15 protein-coding genes, 1 tRNA gene and 2 CRISPR repeat arrays are annotated in these 21170 nt (G+C 54.0%); all 16 genes read right to left on the reverse strand.

What is annotated here, in order from left to right; translation table 11 throughout:
* Positions 1 to 60: 60 nt before the first annotated feature.
* Positions 61 to 1068, reverse strand: coding sequence for a hydrogenase expression/formation protein HypE (hypE, locus tag J7M22_18560; GenBank protein MCD6508609.1), 1008 nt, complete (start codon positions 1066 to 1068; stop codon positions 61 to 63).
* A complete protein-coding gene (hypD, locus tag J7M22_18565; GenBank protein ID MCD6508610.1) occupies positions 1065 to 2171 on the reverse strand; it encodes a hydrogenase formation protein HypD in 1107 nt (368 codons plus the stop codon). Before hypD ends, hypE begins: the two co-directional genes overlap by 4 nt.
* Positions 2122 to 3096 carry a CapA family protein gene (locus tag J7M22_18570; protein MCD6508611.1) on the reverse strand — a complete coding sequence of 325 codons (975 nt, stop codon included), beginning with the start codon at positions 3094 to 3096 and terminating at the stop codon, positions 2122 to 2124. Before J7M22_18570 ends, hypD begins: the two co-directional genes overlap by 50 nt.
* Positions 3097 to 3173: 77 nt before the next feature.
* A tRNA-Leu gene (locus J7M22_18575) sits at positions 3174 to 3261 on the reverse strand.
* 262 nt (positions 3262 to 3523) lie between these two features.
* Positions 3524 to 4002: direct repeats of the CRISPR family, unit length 37 nt; unit sequence GTCGCAATCCCCTATGAAGCGGGTCTTGGTTTGTCAC.
* A gap of 147 nt (positions 4003 to 4149) precedes the next feature.
* Positions 4150 to 9330: direct repeats of the CRISPR family, unit length 37 nt; unit sequence GTCGCAATCCCCTATGAAGCGGGTCTTGGTTTGTCAC.
* A gap of 470 nt (positions 9331 to 9800) precedes the next feature.
* Positions 9801 to 10814, reverse strand: coding sequence for a CRISPR-associated endonuclease Cas1 (gene cas1, locus J7M22_18580; protein MCD6508612.1), 1014 nt, complete (start codon positions 10812 to 10814; stop codon positions 9801 to 9803).
* A 1-nt stretch (position 10815) separates the two neighbouring features.
* A complete protein-coding gene (gene ltrA / locus J7M22_18585) occupies positions 10816 to 13677 on the reverse strand; it encodes a group II intron reverse transcriptase/maturase (GenBank protein MCD6508613.1) in 2862 nt (953 codons plus the stop codon).
* Positions 13678 to 13682: 5 nt separating this feature from the next.
* The gene (cas2, locus tag J7M22_18590; protein ID MCD6508614.1) at positions 13683 to 13964 is read right to left on the reverse strand and encodes a CRISPR-associated endonuclease Cas2; all 282 of its coding nucleotides are present in this window, start codon (positions 13962 to 13964) and stop codon (positions 13683 to 13685) included.
* A 15-nt stretch (positions 13965 to 13979) separates the two neighbouring features.
* The gene (locus tag J7M22_18595) at positions 13980 to 15245 is read right to left on the reverse strand and encodes a TIGR02710 family CRISPR-associated protein (protein ID MCD6508615.1); all 1266 of its coding nucleotides are present in this window, start codon (positions 15243 to 15245) and stop codon (positions 13980 to 13982) included.
* Positions 15246 to 15260: 15 nt separating this feature from the next.
* Positions 15261 to 15548 (reverse strand): hypothetical protein, encoded by a 288-nt coding sequence (locus tag J7M22_18600; protein ID MCD6508616.1) that lies wholly within the window; start codon positions 15546 to 15548, stop codon positions 15261 to 15263.
* 61 nt (positions 15549 to 15609) lie between these two features.
* Positions 15610 to 16623, reverse strand: coding sequence for a hypothetical protein (locus J7M22_18605; protein MCD6508617.1), 1014 nt, complete (start codon positions 16621 to 16623; stop codon positions 15610 to 15612).
* 4 nt (positions 16624 to 16627) lie between these two features.
* Positions 16628 to 17179 (reverse strand): hypothetical protein, encoded by a 552-nt coding sequence (locus J7M22_18610; protein ID MCD6508618.1) that lies wholly within the window; start codon positions 17177 to 17179, stop codon positions 16628 to 16630.
* Entirely contained in the window at positions 17176 to 18060 is an 885-nt protein-coding gene (locus J7M22_18615) for a hypothetical protein (protein ID MCD6508619.1), read from the reverse strand. The genes J7M22_18610 and J7M22_18615 overlap by 4 nt, the downstream gene beginning before the upstream one ends.
* A complete protein-coding gene (locus J7M22_18620; GenBank protein MCD6508620.1) occupies positions 18053 to 18883 on the reverse strand; it encodes a CRISPR-associated RAMP protein in 831 nt (276 codons plus the stop codon). The genes J7M22_18615 and J7M22_18620 overlap by 8 nt, the downstream gene beginning before the upstream one ends.
* The gene (locus tag J7M22_18625; GenBank protein MCD6508621.1) at positions 18880 to 19290 is read right to left on the reverse strand and encodes a hypothetical protein; all 411 of its coding nucleotides are present in this window, start codon (positions 19288 to 19290) and stop codon (positions 18880 to 18882) included. Before J7M22_18625 ends, J7M22_18620 begins: the two co-directional genes overlap by 4 nt.
* Before the next feature lie 26 nt (positions 19291 to 19316).
* On the reverse strand, positions 19317 to 20435 hold the full coding sequence (locus J7M22_18630) for a hypothetical protein (GenBank protein ID MCD6508622.1): 1119 nt from the start codon (positions 20433 to 20435) through the stop codon (positions 19317 to 19319).
* A complete protein-coding gene (locus J7M22_18635; protein MCD6508623.1) occupies positions 20422 to 21102 on the reverse strand; it encodes a hypothetical protein in 681 nt (226 codons plus the stop codon). The genes J7M22_18630 and J7M22_18635 overlap by 14 nt, the downstream gene beginning before the upstream one ends.
* Between the last annotated feature and the right edge of the window lie 68 nt (positions 21103 to 21170).

Below are 21170 nucleotides of genomic sequence, written 5' to 3' on the forward strand. Positions count from 1 at the left end.
ACGGCGATCCTCAGTATGCTGATGGCTCATGGGTAAGCTTTTTTGACCCTTTTTCAGGGTCTAACATATCCTCGGCAACTGCTCGCCCACCAACATGTCGATCATCCTTTTGCTTCCTATCTCTGTCTTGAGGTGCACCTGTCCGGGGTGATCGGCGGTTATCTCCCCGATGATGGCGCTTCCAGCTCCCAACGGATGCTCTCTCATGATCTGCAATGCTTTTGGGGCCGATTCGGGCTCGATCACCAGAACCACCTTCCCCTCGTTAGCCACGAACATCGGGTCCAGTCCCAATATCTCACAGGCGGCTCTGACGGCCTCATTTATAGGTATGGCCGTTTCATCCGCCTCCACGCCCAATCCCGTTCCCTCGGCTATCTCCTTCAGCGTCGTGGCAAGTCCTCCTCTGGTCGGGTCGCGCATGAACCGTATCACATCTCCCACCTCTGAGATAAGTCGAGTGATCAGTCCGTTCAAGGGGGCACAGTCGCTTATGATTTCCGTCTCGAACTGCATCCCCTCTCTCATGGAGAGCACGGCTATCCCGTGGTCGCCTATGGGGCCGTTTATAAGTATGAGGTCTCCGGCCCGGATCTCCTCCATACCCAGCCTTATCCCTTCCGGGATGAATCCCACTCCTGAGGTGTTGATAAAGATCCCGTCAGCCTTGCCCCGTTCGACCACTTTGGTATCGCCCGTCACGACCTCCACCCCCGCTTCAGCCGCGACCTTCGCCATCGAATCCAGTATCCCTTCCAGATCCCCTATACTGAACCCCTCCTCCAGGATCAGACCGCAGGAGATGTATCTCGGCACGGCACCGCTTACGGCGAGGTCGTTTATCGTGCCACAGACCGCCAGCTTCCCGATATCTCCGCCGGGGAAGAAGATGGGTTTGACCACATATGAGTCGGTGGTAAAAGCCAATCTTATGCCGTTGAAGCTGAATATGGCTGAATCCTCAAGCCTCTGCAGGATGGGGTTTTGGAGTTTTTTAAGTATCAGATCGCCTATAAGCTCGTGTGTGAGCCTTCCTCCGCTTCCATGTCCTAGAAGCACGCTTTTCATCGGATCACCCCATATTTGTAATATGCCGCGCAGGTTCCCTCGGATGAGACCATACATGCCCCCACAGGCGAGCGGGGAGTGCAGGCTTTGCCGAAGAGAGGGCAGTCCGTCGGCTCCTTAACGCCTCGTAGGATCTGGCCACAGATACAGCCGGGGTGTTCCTTAGTCGGTTCGACCTCGACCTCAAACGCCAGATCGGCGTCCAGCTCGGAGAACTTCCCCCCTATCCTGAGTCCACTCGAAGGGATCACCCCTATACCCCGCCAGTTGGAATCACACACCTCAAATACCTCCTCCATAAGCCTCAATGCCTTCGGATTCCCCTCCGGCCTGACGACCCTATCATACTGGATCTCCACCTCGGCTCTGCCCTCAACTATCTGCCGTAGAAGCATCTCCACCGAGTGCATCACATCTGTCGGCTCAAATCCCGATATCACGCACGGTATGTGGTATCTATGGGCGATCGGTTTATAGGGATTCGATCCGATGATAGTGCTCACATGGCCGGGACAGATAAAGCCGCTGAGCTCCAGATCTTCAGTTTGGACGAGCGCCTCCATAGCCGGGGGGATGATCTTATGGGCGCAGAGAACGTAGAAGTTGCTCAGTCCCTCCTGGTAGGCGATCTTTATGGCTGCGGCGATCGTCGGCGCCGTCGTCTCAAACCCGACTCCCAGAAAGATGACCTTGCGCGACGGGTTGTCTCTGGCCACCTTTAAGGCGTCCAATGTGGAATAAACCACCCTGATGTCGGCTCCCAAGGCCTTTTCCCGCTCAAGCGAGGAGCTTGATCCCGGAACCCTCATCATATCGCCGAACGTCGTTATCGTCACATCGGGAAGCCTGCTCAACGCTATGGCCCTGTCGAGATATTCGTTCGGCGTCACACACACCGGACACCCCGGCCCTGAGATCAACCTGACCTCCTCCGGCATGAGGGATCTGATCCCAAACCGGGCGATCGTCATCGTGTGTGTGCCGCAGACTTCCATCAACGTGGTTCTCTCCCTCAGCGATGAGGAGAGGTCATGTATGATCTCTGAAAGCCTCTTAACGACTTGGGCACTGCGAAATTCCCTCAGATATTCCAGCTTCCTCATCTCCTTTCTCAATCGGAATTAGACCTTTATCCCTGCAGATTATAACCTCTGTCCCCATCTTTCCAGAGAGCCTCTTGATCCTGCTGAGAATGGAGAAAGCCCTGAGACCTATGGCCGGATATGGGCGGTGTTCCTTGGGATCTATTTCGATAGGGATGAGCTCAGCCCTTTCCAGTCTTCGATCTTGGAAGGAACATCTGAGGATAATCCCCTCCCTGGTCCTTGGGGAGCGTTGATCGAAGATGAAATTTCCAAGGCTGTAGCAGATAAGCCCTCCTCTGTATCGCTCGACCCCTTGAACGACATGTGGATGATGGCCGACGACCAGATCCGCCCCCAGATCGATAGCAAGTCGAGCCAGTTTCCTATCCCTCTGCGTAGGTCTATCGACGTACTCCCATCCCCAATGGGCGGAGACCACGATCAGATCGGCCCATCTCCTCGCCATCAGCAGATCTTTCCTGAGTTTCTCCTCGGCTAATACGGTTACCCCGGGTTTATCCTCCCCCGCCTTAACCGTCAGGAAGAAATCCCATGAGTATGCGAGGAAAGCCACCTTGTAGCCTTTAACCGACAGATACGCCGGTCTGGATGCGGAGAGATCATCGAACCCAGCTCCGACATAGGCTATACCTGAATGGGCGAGTATATCCATCGTTTCGAACAACGCCTTTCGACCGTAATCGAAGGAGTGATTGTTGGCCAGCGATACGACATCTATCCCAGCCTCCATCAGCCCCTCAACCGCTTCAGGCACGGCTCGAAATCTGATCTCCTTCTCGGGCATGGGATCGCCGTTTGAGCTTATGACACATTCCAAGTTTGCGAATGTGATATCGGCTGAGCTCAAAAGGATTCTGAGTCTCTCAAACGGGTACGTGGGGCCGAACGATTCGATCTTATCGCCTACTCCACGTGATAGCATAATATCTCCGACGCAGACGAGGGTAAGCGGATCGGACGCTGAAAGGGGAGATATAGGATAAAGGAGGAGAAAAAAAATGGTGCCGAGGAGGGGACTCGAACCCCTACGGGCGAAATGCCCCCCAGATCCTGAATCTGGTTTGTCTACCAATTCCAACACCTCGGCACCCTGTAAGCGATATTAAGTTTATCCTAAAAACCCCTCCGATGTCAAGCGGATACATCTCTCTTCTTCGACCATGCCCGCCGCAATCCCCTATGAAGCGGGATAGGAAAACACGTTGAACGTTCAAACGTTGAACGTTTTAACGTTTATCAGCGGGTCTTGGTTTGTCACGCGGAAGCCCATCCACAAGCGCGTAGAGGCCGTGGTGTCGCAATCCCCTATGAAGCGGGATAGGAAAACACGTTGAACGTTCAAACGTTGAACGTTTTAACGTTTATCAGCGGGTCTTGGTTTGTCACCTAACGCTACTGTTGCCTTACAGCGATATGTCATTTCGTCGCAATCCCCTATGAAGCGGGTCTTGGTTTGTCACTGAGTGATTCAGAGTGGCTAGTGGAAAGCGAAACATGTCGCAATCCCCTATGAAGCGGGTCTTGGTTTGTCACTTAGAATTTTTAGTGGAGGTGCAGTAATGGACGAGGGTCGCAATCCCCTATGAAGCGGGTCTTGGTTTGTCACATAAGCGAGGAGGAGCAAGGACACCTCAGAATCAGAGTCGCAATCCCCTATGAAGCGGGTCTTGGTTTGTCACGGCAACCCGCCAAACGCGAGACTTAACGGCAGGTAACTGTCGCAATCCCCTATGAAGCGGGTCTTGGTTTGTCACATCGAAAGAGACGGCGAACTAGTCAAGGCTGAGGATGGTCGCAATCCCCTATGAAGCGGGATAGGAAAACACGTTGAACGTTCAAACGTTGAACGTTTTAACGTTTATCAGCGGGTCTTGGTTTGTCACAGAGGAGGAGAGAGAATGAGAGGAACTGAGATAATGAGTCGCAATCCCCTATGAAGCGGGATAGGAAAACACGTTGAACGTTCAAACGTTGAACGTTTTAACGTTTATCAGCGGGTCTTGGTTTGTCACCCAGGATCTAGGCTTATCTGAGGCGCAAGTCTTGCAGAGTCGCAATCCCCTATGAAGCGGGTCTTGGTTTGTCACTCAAAGGACAGAAAAACTAGGTGCACCCATGCAGGGTCGCAATCCCCTATGAAGCGGGTCTTGGTTTGTCACTAAATGATGCCTGGGCCCACAAGCTGCTGAAGGCAAGTCGCAATCCCCTATGAAGCGGGTCTTGGTTTGTCACAATTGCCCAGGGTGCGATATCCCTGGGGGGTATGTGGGTCGCAATCCCCTATGAAGCGGGTCTTGGTTTGTCACCTTCACGGTGGCCCGTGACGGCCGGGTCCTGGCAGTTGTCGCAATCCCCTATGAAGCGGGTCTTGGTTTGTCACCAAGAGCATCGAGACGGTACAACTGCACGGCAACATGTCGCAATCCCCTATGAAGCGGGTCTTGGTTTGTCACGGGGATACGTCCCCCTTGACCCCAACGACACTGAGGTGTCGCAATCCCCTATGAAGCGGGTCTTGGTTTGTCACATAAGGGGGTCTTCACCCTCATGGATGTTGTTGCCGTGTCGCAATCCCCTATGAAGCGGGTCTTGGTTTGTCACAATGCTATCCTTCGATTTACTCGCCCACGGTGGGGTGTCGCAATCCCCTATGAAGCGGGTCTTGGTTTGTCACTAGGCCAGGACCCGAGTACTCTAAATGAAGATGCTCGTCGCAATCCCCTATGAAGCGGGTCTTGGTTTGTCACATGGTTGAGATAGGTATAACACCTCCAGTTGGTGTAAGTCGCAATCCCCTATGAAGCGGGTCTTGGTTTGTCACCCCCAGCTCCCAAAAACAAAGAGGAGGTACTACTACCAGTCGCAATCCCCTATGAAGCGGGTCTTGGTTTGTCACGCTCCTGCCTTAATGGCAGGAGGATCTTTGAAAATTGTCGCAATCCCCTATGAAGCGGGTCTTGGTTTGTCACTGGATCAACTTCCTTCCAAAGGTAGACCTTCTCCTTGTCGCAATCCCCTATGAAGCGGGTCTTGGTTTGTCACCTTGAGGAGGGCAAGGGGCTGATATCGTGGAATAGCTGTCGCAATCCCCTATGAAGCGGGTCTTGGTTTGTCACAGAGGAGGTTTTGAGATGATCAAACTAAACGAGGGCGTCGCAATCCCCTATGAAGCGGGTCTTGGTTTGTCACCCAGAGGCTCCAGAAGGCTGGGTTTAAGGCAGTCAGTGTCGCAATCCCCTATGAAGCGGGTCTTGGTTTGTCACGAGGCAACGATTAACAACAACGTGCTCGTTGTCACTGTCGCAATCCCCTATGAAGCGGGTCTTGGTTTGTCACAGAAGAAGGGAAGGAGGGGACGATTTCGTTCATCATGTCGCAATCCCCTATGAAGCGGGTCTTGGTTTGTCACTGAGGGGCGATTGATTGAGACCACAGATATAATCCAGTCGCAATCCCCTATGAAGCGGGTCTTGGTTTGTCACAAGTAGCCGAGAAGGCTGAGGGTTGGGAGTATAACTTGTCGCAATCCCCTATGAAGCGGGTCTTGGTTTGTCACCCAAAAACAAAGAACCGAAATAAGGAGGTTTTGAGAGTCGCAATCCCCTATGAAGCGGGTCTTGGTTTGTCACCAGTTAAGAAACTGCGCTAGCCAGGTGCTCCGGTTGTCGCAATCCCCTATGAAGCGGGTCTTGGTTTGTCACCCTAGAAGAGGGGGAGGGGATGATATCCTTTATTTCGTCGCAATCCCCTATGAAGCGGGTCTTGGTTTGTCACCGTGCTCGTTGTCACTTTCAAACCCGTTAGGCAGTGTCGCAATCCCCTATGAAGCGGGTCTTGGTTTGTCACGTTAAAGAGATAGTAGATATCTGGTTATTTTATAAGGGTCGCAATCCCCTATGAAGCGGGTCTTGGTTTGTCACGAAATAGACGTTAAAGAGATAGTAGATATCTGGTTGTCGCAATCCCCTATGAAGCGGGTCTTGGTTTGTCACAGGTGAGAGAATGATGGTCACGGTAGAGATTGAAGGTGTCGCAATCCCCTATGAAGCGGGTCTTGGTTTGTCACTACGGTCCGGCTCAACGTCAAATCAGATGCCGAGTCGGTCGCAATCCCCTATGAAGCGGGTCTTGGTTTGTCACTATAGAGGAGCATCCAGATCGCACCGACCCAGAATGTCGCAATCCCCTATGAAGCGGGTCTTGGTTTGTCACGTAAAGCGAGGGCCTTCAATAGATGATCTGTGCAACGTCGCAATCCCCTATGAAGCGGGTCTTGGTTTGTCACGCTGAGAAGCTTAAGGAATATCGAAAGTGGCTCTAGAGTCGCAATCCCCTATGAAGCGGGTCTTGGTTTGTCACATCGAGTTCGTACTCAGGTACGGAAGAGGTGCATCTAGTCGCAATCCCCTATGAAGCGGGTCTTGGTTTGTCACCAACAGGAGGAGTCGGTTCTCGAAGTTGAGGATTTTGGTCGCAATCCCCTATGAAGCGGGTCTTGGTTTGTCACGAAATAGACGTTAAAGAGATAGTAGATATCTGGTTGTCGCAATCCCCTATGAAGCGGGTCTTGGTTTGTCACAACGTACTCGTTGTCACTTTCAAACCTGCCAGGCAGGTCGCAATCCCCTATGAAGCGGGTCTTGGTTTGTCACGTGATGGCTCCTACCTTAATGGTAGGAGAGATCTTTGTCGCAATCCCCTATGAAGCGGGTCTTGGTTTGTCACTAGCGGAAGATCCTGTTAGGTTGAATGTAGATGGTGTCGCAATCCCCTATGAAGCGGGTCTTGGTTTGTCACAGGGCTCCGTTATGAGGATCTCGTCCTCCCCCGAAGGTCGCAATCCCCTATGAAGCGGGTCTTGGTTTGTCACAACCGAAATAAGGAGGTAGAGCAATGATCAAACTAAAGTCGCAATCCCCTATGAAGCGGGTCTTGGTTTGTCACTAAGGAACGCGCGACGCATCCACAACAACTACGCCGTGTCGCAATCCCCTATGAAGCGGGTCTTGGTTTGTCACGAAGGAGCTCGTAGACAACCCGAAGGATCCTGTAGAGTCGCAATCCCCTATGAAGCGGGTCTTGGTTTGTCACTCACCCTCCTCAAAGAGGATGAAAACGGCCCCGTAAGTCGCAATCCCCTATGAAGCGGGTCTTGGTTTGTCACCGAAGGGGAGGCAATCGATTTCGAAGGAGGTGTTTCGTCGCAATCCCCTATGAAGCGGGTCTTGGTTTGTCACAGAGCCGGATCCGCAAGGACCGGCTCGGGCAAGAACCGTCGCAATCCCCTATGAAGCGGGTCTTGGTTTGTCACCTCCTGGAGGGCCTGAAATATGGCGGATGTCGCCTTGTCGCAATCCCCTATGAAGCGGGTCTTGGTTTGTCACCAGAAACCTCTCTCCGCACAAACTTGTCGTTCTCGTTGTCGCAATCCCCTATGAAGCGGGTCTTGGTTTGTCACCGAGGCGGCGAAAAGCCAAGGCCGTACAACGAGGTGTCGCAATCCCCTATGAAGCGGGTCTTGGTTTGTCACAGAACCTCCACCCAGTTAACAAAAGAAGAAAGAGAGGGTCGCAATCCCCTATGAAGCGGGTCTTGGTTTGTCACTTTCAAACCCGCTAGGCAGTACTCAGCTGAATGTCTGTCGCAATCCCCTATGAAGCGGGTCTTGGTTTGTCACTGACTACGGTGATCTGGTCCCCCTCCCGACCGGTTAGTCGCAATCCCCTATGAAGCGGGTCTTGGTTTGTCACGTTGATAAACGGGGTGAGACTCTTTATTCGCGATAACGTCGCAATCCCCTATGAAGCGGGTCTTGGTTTGTCACCAAGCATAAGTTTGCGGGGTTTAGGCGATAAGGAGGTGTCGCAATCCCCTATGAAGCGGGTCTTGGTTTGTCACCGGAGGATTCCACCGCTTGGTGAAGACGCCGGTAGAGTCGCAATCCCCTATGAAGCGGGTCTTGGTTTGTCACATTCCAAATGCTTCTCAGAAGGCTCTCTAAAGAAGTGTCGCAATCCCCTATGAAGCGGGTCTTGGTTTGTCACACTCGCGGATGAAGCCGGGAAAAAGATAGTAGACCTGTCGCAATCCCCTATGAAGCGGGTCTTGGTTTGTCACTAAATCTATAAAAAGGGGATGATGAAAATGTATAATGTCGCAATCCCCTATGAAGCGGGTCTTGGTTTGTCACAGCCCATATCAGGAGGGCTTATCGTCAGACGGGACGAAAGTCGCAATCCCCTATGAAGCGGGTCTTGGTTTGTCACTTGGTTACTTGTTCAGGAACCGTTGGAAGATTATCCTTAGTTAGTCGCAATCCCCTATGAAGCGGGTCTTGGTTTGTCACTGGGAGGAGTATGTAAAGCGAGGGCCTTCAATAGATGGTCGCAATCCCCTATGAAGCGGGTCTTGGTTTGTCACGAGGAGGTGTGAGGATGGAAGCCAAAACCCTCATTGTCGCAATCCCCTATGAAGCGGGTCTTGGTTTGTCACAATCACCGTGAAACCGTAAGGAGGTTGGTTTCCCCAAGTCGCAATCCCCTATGAAGCGGGTCTTGGTTTGTCACCTGGGGGTGGCCGCCCAGGGCCTGATGAGCTAGGCCGTGTCGCAATCCCCTATGAAGCGGGTCTTGGTTTGTCACCCGGAACCGGGGAAGTGGTTCCGGCTCTATAAGGACCTGTCGCAATCCCCTATGAAGCGGGTCTTGGTTTGTCACGATTCAAACGGTCTGGATAGAAGTGTTTCCCCAGTGTCGCAATCCCCTATGAAGCGGGTCTTGGTTTGTCACGAAAACCTCAAGTTGATTTTCCCCCTTCCATTAGATTATCGCAATCCCCTATGAAGCGGGTCTTGGTTTGTCACGTAAGGGCTTCAAAGCCCTTGCAAAGAGCCGGGTCCGTCGCAATCCCCTATGAAGCGGGTCTTGGTTTGTCACTCTTCGGAGCAAAACTTTACGATGAACAGCTGCAAAGTCGCAATCCCCTATGAAGCGGGTCTTGGTTTGTCACAGAGTTAGCTGAGAAGCTTAAGGAATATCGAAAGTGGTCGCAATCCCCTATGAAGCGGGTCTTGGTTTGTCACGTTTCCTGTTTATGAACCATCCCAGAGGTTATATCTCTGTCGCAATCCCCTATGAAGCGGGTCTTGGTTTGTCACGCCCCCCTCTCCAGCCCTTATGAATACTGGGCTGAAAGGGCCGTTTCCGCTAACCTCCTCCAGAGCAACCGGAAAACCCCCTTTTTTGAGGAGGGAATATTCGATTGTCAAAGAGCGAAAACCCAGATGCCGTAAGAGCTCATGCCCGTTTTCGACCCTTCCGCTAACCTACCCCCCTTTTTCGGGGGTTTCGGAGGTTAGCGGAGGATCTGCCGACAGGGTTAAAGGCGGAGGCATCATTACCTCCGCCGTCGCAATCCCTATGAAGCGGATCTTGGTTTGTCGATATTCGATTATAATCGATCTTTAATATGTTGTCAAGTAGGGGCGAGGCATCGTGGGAAAAATGCCTCGCCCCTACTTCCCCTCAGGGGAAGAGCCCTCTTAATAGGAGAAGGTGATTCGGCGGAGGATAAAGCCCCCCTCCCCGTTTCGGGGAGGGGATGGGGGGAGAGGTTAAGAATATAAGCTCAAAGCTGAATCGTGAAGGGTCTGTAGGTGTCGTTATCCATTATCGCCCGTTCCAGCTCCAGAACCTGGTCGTCGAAGAGCTTTCTGAAGCTCATCTTCCTCCCCTTCACCGATATCCCCTCTTCGATATATTCCTCATATCGGTCGAAAAATCGTCTCAGGCCATCCTCTGTCAGATAGATCCCCCCATCGGAGTGTCTCCGGAAGTCCTCCTCCTTGAATATCCTCAGGTTGATCGTTCTCAACACGAATCTATCCACCACCGGCTGACGGAACTCCTCGACGAGGTCCAGGGCGAGCGACTTTCGTCCATATCTGACGGAATGGAGGAATCCGAAGAGGGGGTCGAATGAATGCGCCTCCAGCAGCGAGGCGATCTCGTTGGTCAGCATCGTATATCCCAGGCTCAACAGGCTGTTTATGGGATCTGGGGCAGGACGGCGCTGTCGGGTTTCAAAGCCCATCTCGGCCCTGAGCATCCTGCCGAACCCGCCGAAATAAGCCCCGCTGGCCTTCCCCTCTATACCCATCAAACTCCCTATAGCCGATCGTGCCTCTCCCCTCTCATCGATCTCCTCGATCTGTCTCAACGCCCTGCCAACCTCATCCATCGCCTGGGATAGATCGAGCTCCGGATGGTTTCTGGCATATCGTTGCAGAAGCTGTCTCTGGTTGAAGATTTTAGCCTTCAGGATCGCCTTTGCGGTTCTGATCCTGAAAGCCGGATCGCGCCATCTGTCATGCTGGGCCATCCTCAGAAAGACGTTCTTCGAGCTGAGAGAGCTGAGCATCCCGCGCAGCCTTCCCCTCATGGAGAGGAAGGCCACGTCGACGCCGGTCTCCATCAAGGCGGCCACCGCCGGGGCGGTCAGATGGACGTTTCCGAAGATCAACATCCTATCCACATGTATCAGGGGCACTGACAGGAGCTTTTCGCCAGATTTTTCGACGACTATCCTTCCACCCTCCTTTCTGACGACCGATCCCTGCTCGACCACGTAGACGACCGCCATATCACACCTCTATAACCCATTTCACCTTATCCCCATCTCTGACCATCCTCAACATGCCCAGCTCCAGCTCCACCTCCTCCACGTTATGTTTTTTGAAAAGTTCCTCCAGCTCGTCCTCGCATTTACGGATGCTGGATTGTATCCCGCGCAGGTGTTTTCTAAGCTCTGAGAGCTTCTGCACCAGCGAGGTGGCCTGTTCTTTAAGCTCCCTCCTTTCTGATCTCTCCTCCTCTTCCCTCTCGATCCTCTCCATCTTATCCTTCATCGCCGGCACCTGATCCACCCTCAGGGCGTGGAGTATGGGGCTGGGATATCCACCTGGGGGCAATCTGAACCTGCAGTTACATCTCAGATTGGCGGTCAGCTCAGGGTAGTTCCCCCTGATCCTGGCACAGCTCAACGGATACGGCTCGAGCCTGGAGATGAATTTGTCCGTTATCCTCTCGCTGTAGTTGAGGGTGTGGCTCATGACGGCGTGGATCGCCTTTTTGCCCTCCTCTCCAAGGTGTCCCAGCGTTCTGAGTATGAGGAGCCGTTCGTGATGTTGGAGCCAGTTCGTCTCCTTGGACTTCCTACAGAGGAACTTCAGCACGTTGCATCCCGATACCACCTTGATCGTGAGCGGCATATCGGGGAACATCTCGGCGATCCACGACTCATCTCCGCCGAACGGCTCAACCGTTGTTCCAACGTTGAGTATCCGGTTGACCTTCTCCAGCGGTATGGGCTCGATGTTTTTGAGCAGCTCCATCTGATCCTCATATGGCAGCCCAGCCTCGTCGAGGAAAAGGCATCTCCTGCCCGATTTGGAGTGGATCCCAAGTGGGAGTTTTATGAGCTGGCCGAACTGGTTCTCCTTAACCCTGGTCTGCTGCGGGAAAAGCTCCCATCCTATGGAAGGAGAGGGTTTCCCTGCCTGTTCGGTTATCCTCTGCAGGAACTCCTTAGCGATCTCGCCCTTGACCGGCTCCAGGAAGAAGAACCAGCAATGTCTGCCCTTGTAACCGCTATCCTCGATATAGCATTTGACGCCCAGCTTTTCGGCCGCGGCGGCTATCCTGAGGGCATCCTGGTGAGTCCTTTGCAGTAGCTCTTCCTTTTCCTGATCATCCGCTCTGAACAGGTATTTCCTACCTATATCCACATCCACGGCTGCAAAAGAGACGGTGTTGTTCAACCTCAGCAGATACACCCCGACCGTTTTTCCTCCCCGGATATGTTCCTTGAGATCTGATGTCCGGATCTGCCTATCGATCCTCCTGAAAACCCTCACCCCCATCGAATCTATCCCCTCGACGGCGAAGACACCTTCCCTTCCGGAGAAGATCTCCAGCATCATCTCCAGATCCTCTTCCGATGGCTCCACCTTAACCTGGGCTGATGCGGTCAGTTTTGAGCTTTCGGGGAGCGCTGTTTCGATAGCGGGCTGCGTTTCACCTTTTATCCCTTCGCCCAGCCGGTTCATCTCTCTGGCCAGCCTGTAAAATCCCATCTCCGCCAGATCGAAGGAGAGCTCTTCTAGCTTTGAGGGCATCATATCATCCTGCCAGCCGATGAGGGTTTCCCTGATCCTACTCAGCATCTCCTCGGTAATCCCCGCCTTCTCCTCTGAGAGTAGTTTCCTTAGGAGCTCCACGGCTTTCCCTTCGGTCTCCTCATCATGCAGAGGGGATACCAGTTCGATGAGGGCCATCTCCCTTCTATCGGCCCGGATCCAGAGCTCCGCCAGATAGAGGTTCATCTGCGGCGATTGATCCCGCATGTTGAGCCTTGCTTTGGCGAGATCTGAGATGGGGCGTCTATCTCCCGTTTCGACCGCCGATGTCAGCAGGGCGGCAAGCATGGGGAGGCTGATCGGATCGAACCACGGGGTTAGGCCGTAGTAGTTACGCCATCCGCGGATGGAGACCAGAATCTGCTGGAGCTGTCTCATCGGCGGCATCGCCTTGATCTCCTCGTGGAGGGACTGGAGCTTCAGTTTAAGTATCTCAGAGGCTTTTTGACTGGCACGCCTGCCGGTTGAATCGAACTGGTATCCCAGAAAGACGAACCCTTCCTCCTCTACGTTGTAGATATGCGTCTTATCCTCGTTCAGGGTCAACTTGAGTCCTTCCAGCATCTCCTCTATATCCTCAAGAGCTCGTCTCACCTCATCCTCATCTCGGCCGAAGAGGGCTATATCGTCGGCGTATCGGACCATCTCGTATCCACGTTGTGTGATGTATCTATCGAACGGCGTGAGATAGATATTCGCCAGCAGCGGCGACAGGCCGCTTCCCTGTAAGACCCCTATCTCACACTCGCGAAAGCTCATGTTATCGAAAACCTCCACTTTCAGCATCGTCTCGATCAGGTTCGATATCTCCGGCTCGTTCACCCTCTCGTTAACCATCTGCATCAGTATCTTATGGTCTATGGTATCGAAGAAGTCGTCTATATCGGTCCTCAGCACCCAGTGATACCCGGCCTGGATGAGCTCCTGGACGATACGCACGGCTTTGAGGGCGCCCTTATGAGGTCGGTATGCGAAGCTGCACTCCAGAAAGGTGGGCTCAAAGACGGGAGAGAGCACCTTATGCAGGGCGACCTGCACGATCCTGTCCTTGATCGTCGGTATGGCGATCTCACGTTCCGATCCGTCCACCGAGCTGAGCTTGAACTTCCTGACGGGAGAATGGGAGTAGGTTCGTGAGATCAGCTCACGTTGGATTTGGGCAAGGTTCTCCTCGGCGTTCCGCTCGAAATCCTCGACGCTCACCCCGTCCATCCCTGGAGCGCCTCTGTTCTGGCTCACCTTCATCCACGCCTCTCTGAGGGTGGATATATCCGTCAGTTGATCCCATAGTGTCGAGATTCGGATCACCCCCTTCAGACGATGAACCTCTTTGGCTCATCTATCCTCTGCGCCACGCCGTATGATTCCCTTTTGCTTTGACATGACCTGCAGAGCCGATATAGCCTCAGGTTATCCTCCTTCGGATCGATCACCTTCATCAGATCCTCGACTGCCTCTCTGATCCTCTCCTCGCTTAAGAAACATTCGAAGAGGCTTTTCTGAGCCCTGAACCCGTATCCCTCCAGGATCTTGGCGACCCTATTTCTGCGGTTATCGTCGGGTATATCGTATGCGAACACGACGAAGGTAGGCATGGTTACACCGTCCGATCAACGGAGATGTCTTACCTTCTCCCTGAGCTCCTTCAGATCCACATCCAGGACGGTCTCGGCCAAGGTCTGGGCGTATGAGATCAGCCTTTCGGCCGTCTCTCCGTCGAGGCGGGTATATCCGTGTTCCAGGTAGCTCATGTTCCTGGATCGCAGGAGATCCTTCAACATATCGTTTTTCCTTTCATCCAGCGTCTGGCCGGAGATCGATTCGATCAGACAGATCCCCGCCGAAAGGGCGATATCGTTGGGCAGATATCCCATTCTTTCCTGAAATCGCTTCAAAGCCTCCGTATCGATAGCGTCCCAATTCGGCAGCCACGGATTGATCCCCATGCTCATAAGTTTTCCCTGCACCGCCACCTCCACGGCCCTATAGGCCCTCAGGACGGCGTCTGTGGCACGGCCCTGTCTCATCCTGCGTTGGGCGTTTTCGAGCGTGTCGGCGCAGATGAGGGACATCGCCTCGGTTTCGGGGAGATCGGTCTGGTTTCTGTCCTTGGCCGAAAGCTTCTTCAGCATAGGAACGCTTTTCCTAAGCGGCCTTGAGGTGCGGGCGAGCCTTACGATAGTCTCAGCTATAGGGGAGAGAAGGTCGTGATCGAGGAAGACCTGCGCGTTTTGTTGCAGCTCATCGCGGATGATGGCCGTCGCGGGCTCGTAGTCGAAGTTATCCCACAGCCACAGCGCCTCAGTCGCTCTTTTGAGAAATCCGGCCCATCCCGTCTCAGGGAGTCTCTCGGACAGGTAAAAGGCGGCGGCGTAGTTGGCTTCACTGAGCAGGTTTACTATCCTGTGAGATATCTCCACGGTGAGCGTGTTGCTTATCCTTTTGATCTTCATCTCCTTGCCGATAACCCTTCCATTTCGATCCCTTTTGCCGCCGACGTATTCGAAGATCAGCTCGCCCGCTATCTCGGTTGACAGGGCCGCGTGTGCTAGGGCGGCCGAGAGCGATTTCGTTCCCCCTGTGTAGTTGACCACGATCATCTCGCTCTCCTTAGCCGCATCAAGTGCCTCCTTCGAGATCTTCAGGCAGAGGTTGAAATCCTCCGGATCGGGGACCTCGAAGGTTCTGACGTTTAATCCCCTCTCCTGTGAATGGCGCTTCAGCTCGTAGGCCACATCGAAGGGAGATGGGGTTTGGCCCTCAAAGGGTCTGCCGTAGACGAGGAAGACCTCCTCCACCTCCTCGCCTGCCTCTTCGACCGCTTTGATCAGCGGTTCCGCCGACGTTCCGACGGAGAGTATCAAAGTAGCCTTCATCTCCTCACCTCACAATTATTTCGTCCGGGCCTTGGCTATCCTCACCCCCCATCCCCATGCCATCGCTTTCTCTTTTCCTCCAAGCTCGGGTTTCCACATGTTCCATATATCCCTCATTCCCCTGAAGTACCTCTGGCTCTGTTTGCTTCTGGGAGGTGGGTTTTTGGCCATTGTATCGAGATACCTCCTGATCATTTCCTCATTGTAGTCGCTCTGGACGTATATATCCAGCATCTTTTCAGCTTCGGAGAGATCCACATCCCTCCTCACCAGTTGATTGGCCACCTTTTCGGCCTCTCTCATGATCTGATTCCAATCCGTTTTCACGTTTCACCCCACATGCCGCTTTTTGTAGGCTTAACCTTCAATATGGTCCTGATGGCGCTTGATTCTCCAATCCTACCCTGTCATATATCCCGACCACATCCTCCAAAGGGTCCGGCAATATCGTTCCATCCCTTTCGGCGGCGAAGACACACCTGGAGATCAGGTTCCACATCTCGTCGTCCGACGTCCTCTTCATCCCTCCCATTCTTCCTGTCCTTGCGATCTGATCCCTTTGTAGCAACCCTATTTCGATGGGTTTTATCTCGACGGAGCCCAATCCCACCGGTTTCCCCGCCCCGATCTTTATGGGGAAACGTTTCAGAGGATGACATCCCATGGCCGCTATAAGTAGGCCGAACTCTGACTCGGAGAGGTTCTGGAAGCTCACCTTCATCTCGGCCGTAACGCCCTTTTTGACCGCCACCCTCGCGTCATCTCTTTCGGCATATCTCGCGTGATAATAGAACTTGCGTCCCCTGATGAATCCATCCTCTTCGATATAAAGCGATGCCAGTTTCCTTTCATCTTTTCCGCCGGGTTTCCATAGGATGGGAACCCTCGCCATGATGAGGGATTTCGGGGGTATGACGATGTCGTGGAAGCGCGCCTGTCCCTGGTATCCCATCGTTCCAAAGATCCTGCATGCCGGGCAGATCCCGTTTCCTTTTATCGAGCACTGGCGCAGCCTTTTTGGGGCGTTCGGTCGTGTTCGTCTCTCCTGAACGGCAAGGCAGGATGGGGATATGGCCTCCGCTACAGCTCTCACAGCGCCCTTCACCGATGAGCCGGGTATGACAGCTCCATCCCTCACCCTGTAGTGATCCAGCGCTACCTCTTCGGTCCACTCGCCTCTCTTTTTCACCCTAACCGGCTTCATCAATCCACAGGCCACCTGGACGGGCGTAAGCGTGACCATCTCGGCTCTGATATAGCCGGAGATCCTATCTTCCTTGATCACGTGATGTCCGGCGGCTTTATCCCTAGCCGGGCCGTGATCTATCAGATCCTCCTCTATCATGACGAAGTCGAAGGGCTTTTCCGACTCCCTCATACTCTCACCTCCCTATCGATTTGACGGGGATCGAGCCGAGTTCGGCCGGCTGTATTGACCTGTATCTGACGTGTCTAAGCCGCATCAATTCGTCCAGATAGCTCCAGACCCTGGCGGTCAGGGCCATCTCCAGCGGAGCCCTGACGTCGTAATCCAGGATCCTGGGAAAGGTCACAACGCCCCTGGCCTCCCTATCCCCGAACCTCATCCTTTCGCCCCAGAATATTCTGTTTCCACTCACGATGTTCGGGCAGACTTCAAGGATCTTCGTCCCCTCAAGGAGGATATCATCCTCGTCTTCGCCTTCGATCAGGATCAGGTTTGTGATCTCCCCGTTTCGCCTGAAGGCCCTCAGCTCGATATCCTCCGAGAAGATCCTGATCAGATCCCATTTCCCCTCGATCTCGTCCGTTTCATTCAATCTTCGCGGCAGGAGGATCTCGGTTTCGTTCCATGCGAACCAGAAGGATTCCCCTTCAGGCAGCATCCCCTCTTCCATCAGCGTCCGACAGATCTCTGCTGTTTCGCCTTCCGCTTTGAGGAGGAACCCCTTCATTCCGACACCTCCTCGATCCACACCGGCGTGAGGGCATCGAGCCATTCTGCAGCCCGTTGTCCCGTAGCCTCCAGCAGGTAAAACGGCCCTCGTCGCTTGGCCTCTTCCCCGACCGGCAGGGATTGTCCCTTACCGCTCGGCAGCCGGTATAGCCTCTTAATCCCCTCATCAGCTAACAATCCCACACCTTTCAGGGAGCCTTTGGGATCTCTGAGTGAGGAGAAGGTCACCCTCTGTATCTCCACCTCCATGACGCCCAATCCCTTGGATTTGCCGAAGCCCAGCGGGAGGAGACCGTCGGCCATATCGAGTATCCCTGCTCCCAGGAGGCCGATCTGGCCGAGGGTGAAGTTGCGGACGGTTATGCGCCCCTCGAACGTTCCCTCGGTGATCACCTCCATCTGGAAGGGGCCATGTGCAACGGCGTTCGTCACCCTGTCTATGGCGACTCCGTATCTCACCTCAGTCCTGATGGAGCCTATCGGGTAGAAATCGGATACCCTCGCCCTGGAAGCTATAGCGGTGTTGCCGAAGAGACGACATGCATAGCATGACTCCAGATATGCCTTCGGCCCATCCAGCTTCTTCTCCTTCAGCCCTTTGACCCTGAGACAGCTTCTGCCCGTTATCTGACAGGCCAGTTCGTCCGAGACGGATCGAAGCAGCTTTTCGGCGTGGCTTCTGAGAACTCCCCTGAGGGATGATCCGGGGATATAGACCGTCTCATAGCCGAGGTCGGCCCTGAAGGTTCTCACGAAGGACATGTCGGGCAGGGTGGGATCTATGTCGTTCATTCCCGTCTCGCCCGATTTTATAAGCAGGGGTGAGGAGGGGGTGAGCCGAAGGTGGATTTCCATCTCGTTGTAAAGTCTGCTATGCATCGGGCACCTCCATGTCATCGAGAAGCGCTTTGATCCATTCCCTCATCCTCTCCTCGCTGATCTCCTCCATCTCCCCTTCCAGGAGGTATCTCCTGGCGGCCGTTCTATCGGTGTAATCGAGAAATCGGATGGTGAGTTGTTCCAGTGTGATCCAGCCCATCCCTCTCGCCTTAAAGCCGCCTATCTGGACGTTTCCGTTTCTCATCTCGTTCAGCATGAGCGAGATCAACCCTCTTTCGGTCTCATCCAGGTTTTCGGCTACCATCTCCAATTTGAATCCGGCTCCTGGAACGACGACCTCGAAGTCGAACTTGTGCTCGACCGTTTCCTTATCCCTGTTTATGGCGACGCCGTCTCTCACCTGGGTCATCGGCTCACCGATAGGAGTCAGATCGGATATCCTCAGCCTGGAGGCGAGCCAGGGCGATCCGAAGAGCCTGCAGATCCTGCACGATCCGTCCCATATCCTCCTTGCCAGCTCCAGATCGGGATTTCTCTCCCCTCTGATCTCTTCCCTCCATTTCTGCATCTGCTTCGCCTTTATACACCACTCCTCCTGATCGACGGGGTTACATGCGCCTTTGCCGGCATAGGGCCTTGACTCCACCGGCTCCAGGGCCCTCACGATCCTCTCCATGTGGCTTCTGAGGGCTCCTCTGAGGGAGGAGCCGGGGATGAAAGGTCTTCCGTCCGGGAGCTGGATAACGGGCAGATCTGAGGCGGTGGGCTCGGCGGATTGCACCCCCGCTCCTATCCTCAAACCCGTCTCCAGCCGCAGCACACCTTCTATCCTCATCAGGTTCTGGAAGCTATCCCAGATCATCTCTCACCCCCTATCGCCGGTATCCTGTCCATGTAATCGAGCCCGATGAACGCCCTGCGAAGATAGCCGAGGAACTTGACGAGCGAGGTGATGGCCGATTGGGGATCGGGATCGGATCTTTCGATCTCGGCCGTCGCGGCATAGATCGACTCGCCGATGACCCTCCATATCTCCGACGCGCTTCCACCGGAGGTTCTCTCCCGGGCCATCTGATATCTCACCCAGTTCACGAAGACGGGGAAGGATTTTGAGGCCTTTGCGACCTCTATCGCCTTAGACAGTTGCGATCGGCCTTCTGAAGCCCGTTTGCGGAGTTTATCCTTCAGTTCATAGACCAATCTTTCGGCCATTATAACCAGTTCGTCATCGCTTAACATGTCGATCACCTCCCATTTTATGGCCTTCATATTCCCACCCTGAAGGATACGAATGCTTAGAGGGTTTCAAGGTGGAATGGGTCACATACGGAGATCCTTCCCAACCCTTCAGTCCTTCTTTCTCCCATCCCCTCCACATGAATTCGGTTCAATATCGGTATGAGCTCCTCCCATCTGGAGGCGGGAGCTGAGAAGGTGAAGACGCTTCCGGCGGCTATCGCCTGAAGTATAGGTTTCGGCATACTCCATGCTTCAGACCATCCGGTCAACTCTTCGACTTCGACCATGTTTCCCTCCGTGATCGGCTTGACCCATTCGGCGATCATCTCGGCGGGGAGGCTTTTCATGCTCTCCCCTGTCTCATCCAGGATCAACAGAGGGGATATGACGGTGAGGGTGAAGTAGATCTTCCCCGGATCTCCGATACTCTCCTGGAACCTCCTCAGCCTTTCTTCGATCGAGATTGGAGGGCTGGGTCTAAAGGATAGGATCGCCGATCCGTATCCTCTGGCCCTGCCGCCGCCGATCCTGATCCTGTATCCGCCCTTTTCCATCTTGAACCTTATCCTCAGGAACTGCTCCAGCTTTTCCCACAGTTTCTCATCGATTATCAGTTTCCCCTGGAAGATCAACGTCGGTTCGATGGTTTCAAGGGTGTAGAGTATCCCCTCCTCGGCGGTCTCAGTGTATCTGTTCAGTCCTACCTTGACGTGCATCCTCTTAGGCACATCTGAGAGCGATAGGTATCCCGTGTTCTCCCCCCGACATATAAATCCCCTCCATCTCTCCAGCCGACCTCCACCGCACTTAGGGCAGAGCCATTGTGATCCTCGGCCGGGTTTTATCCTTGAGATCAGCGTATCGGCCAAGAGGTGGTCCACGCCGTAATCCTTGCATGTCACTGCCGTTACCGGCGCCGGGATGATCTCTTCGCCGGGCTGATATGTCGGATAGAGCGGGCCGAAAAGGGCGGGATGTTCGCCGAGGAAGAGATCGTCGAATAACCCCTTAAGCTCCTCCTGTTCCTCGGCAACCTTAAGCATTTCGATCGCAAGGCTTCCCCGCAGGACGCTTCCAGGGATGTAGGATCGGCTTCGTCTGACGTTTCTCACGTCCATGCCGCCTCCGATGAGGAGTGGTGAGATGGGCGTGAGTGTGAGATCAAGCTCGATCACCTTCAACCTCCTTTTCCAGGGCGATCCGGATGAATCTTTCCCATTCCTCCTCCCTCTCGCCTTCAGGATGGGCAATAAGCAGGGATTTGACCTTCAGCTCTATCCTGCCCATTCCCCTGGCCTTTTCACCGCCGATATGGTTGACCGTTCTGCACGCGGCTATCAGCCATCCCAGCTCCTCCTCTTCCAGTTCCCCCTCGATCTCACACCGGAGGAGCATCTCCTTGGCGGGGAGAACTTGGGTGACGAAGAGCCTTTCCTCCCTGACGGTTCCGGTGTATCTGTTTATCCCTACCCCCGTTCGATACCAGGGGGGAGGTGGAGCCTCCGGGTAGGAGATGGGGATCATATCGGTGAAGGAGATCTCAGAACGGAACCAGTTGCTGCCGAAAATCCTACATGCTAAGCAGGGGGGAGGCACATGGGGATTGTGCGGACAGGTCAGATCAGGCCTGGGAGGCGTGCAGATCGGATGGCCGAAAGATCTGGCCAGACGCTCAAGGTGTGCCCTTATCCTGCCCCTCAGGCTGGAGGCGGGTATGAGGGGTATGCCCCGATGATCGACCTGAATGCATCTATCGATCAGAGGTAGGCTCTCACCAGGACCTGAGATATGAAGCGGCGAGAGAGGTATCCCCTCCAGGATCAAAGTGAACCGCTTTTTCATCATGACACCTCTTATATCCATCCTTATCCTAGCCCTTCCCCTTTATGGGGGAGACCAAGTGAGAACGA

The organism is Candidatus Poribacteria bacterium (assembly GCA_021162805.1).
Lineage (GTDB): Bacteria > Poribacteria > WGA-4E > B28-G17 > B28-G17 > JAGGXZ01.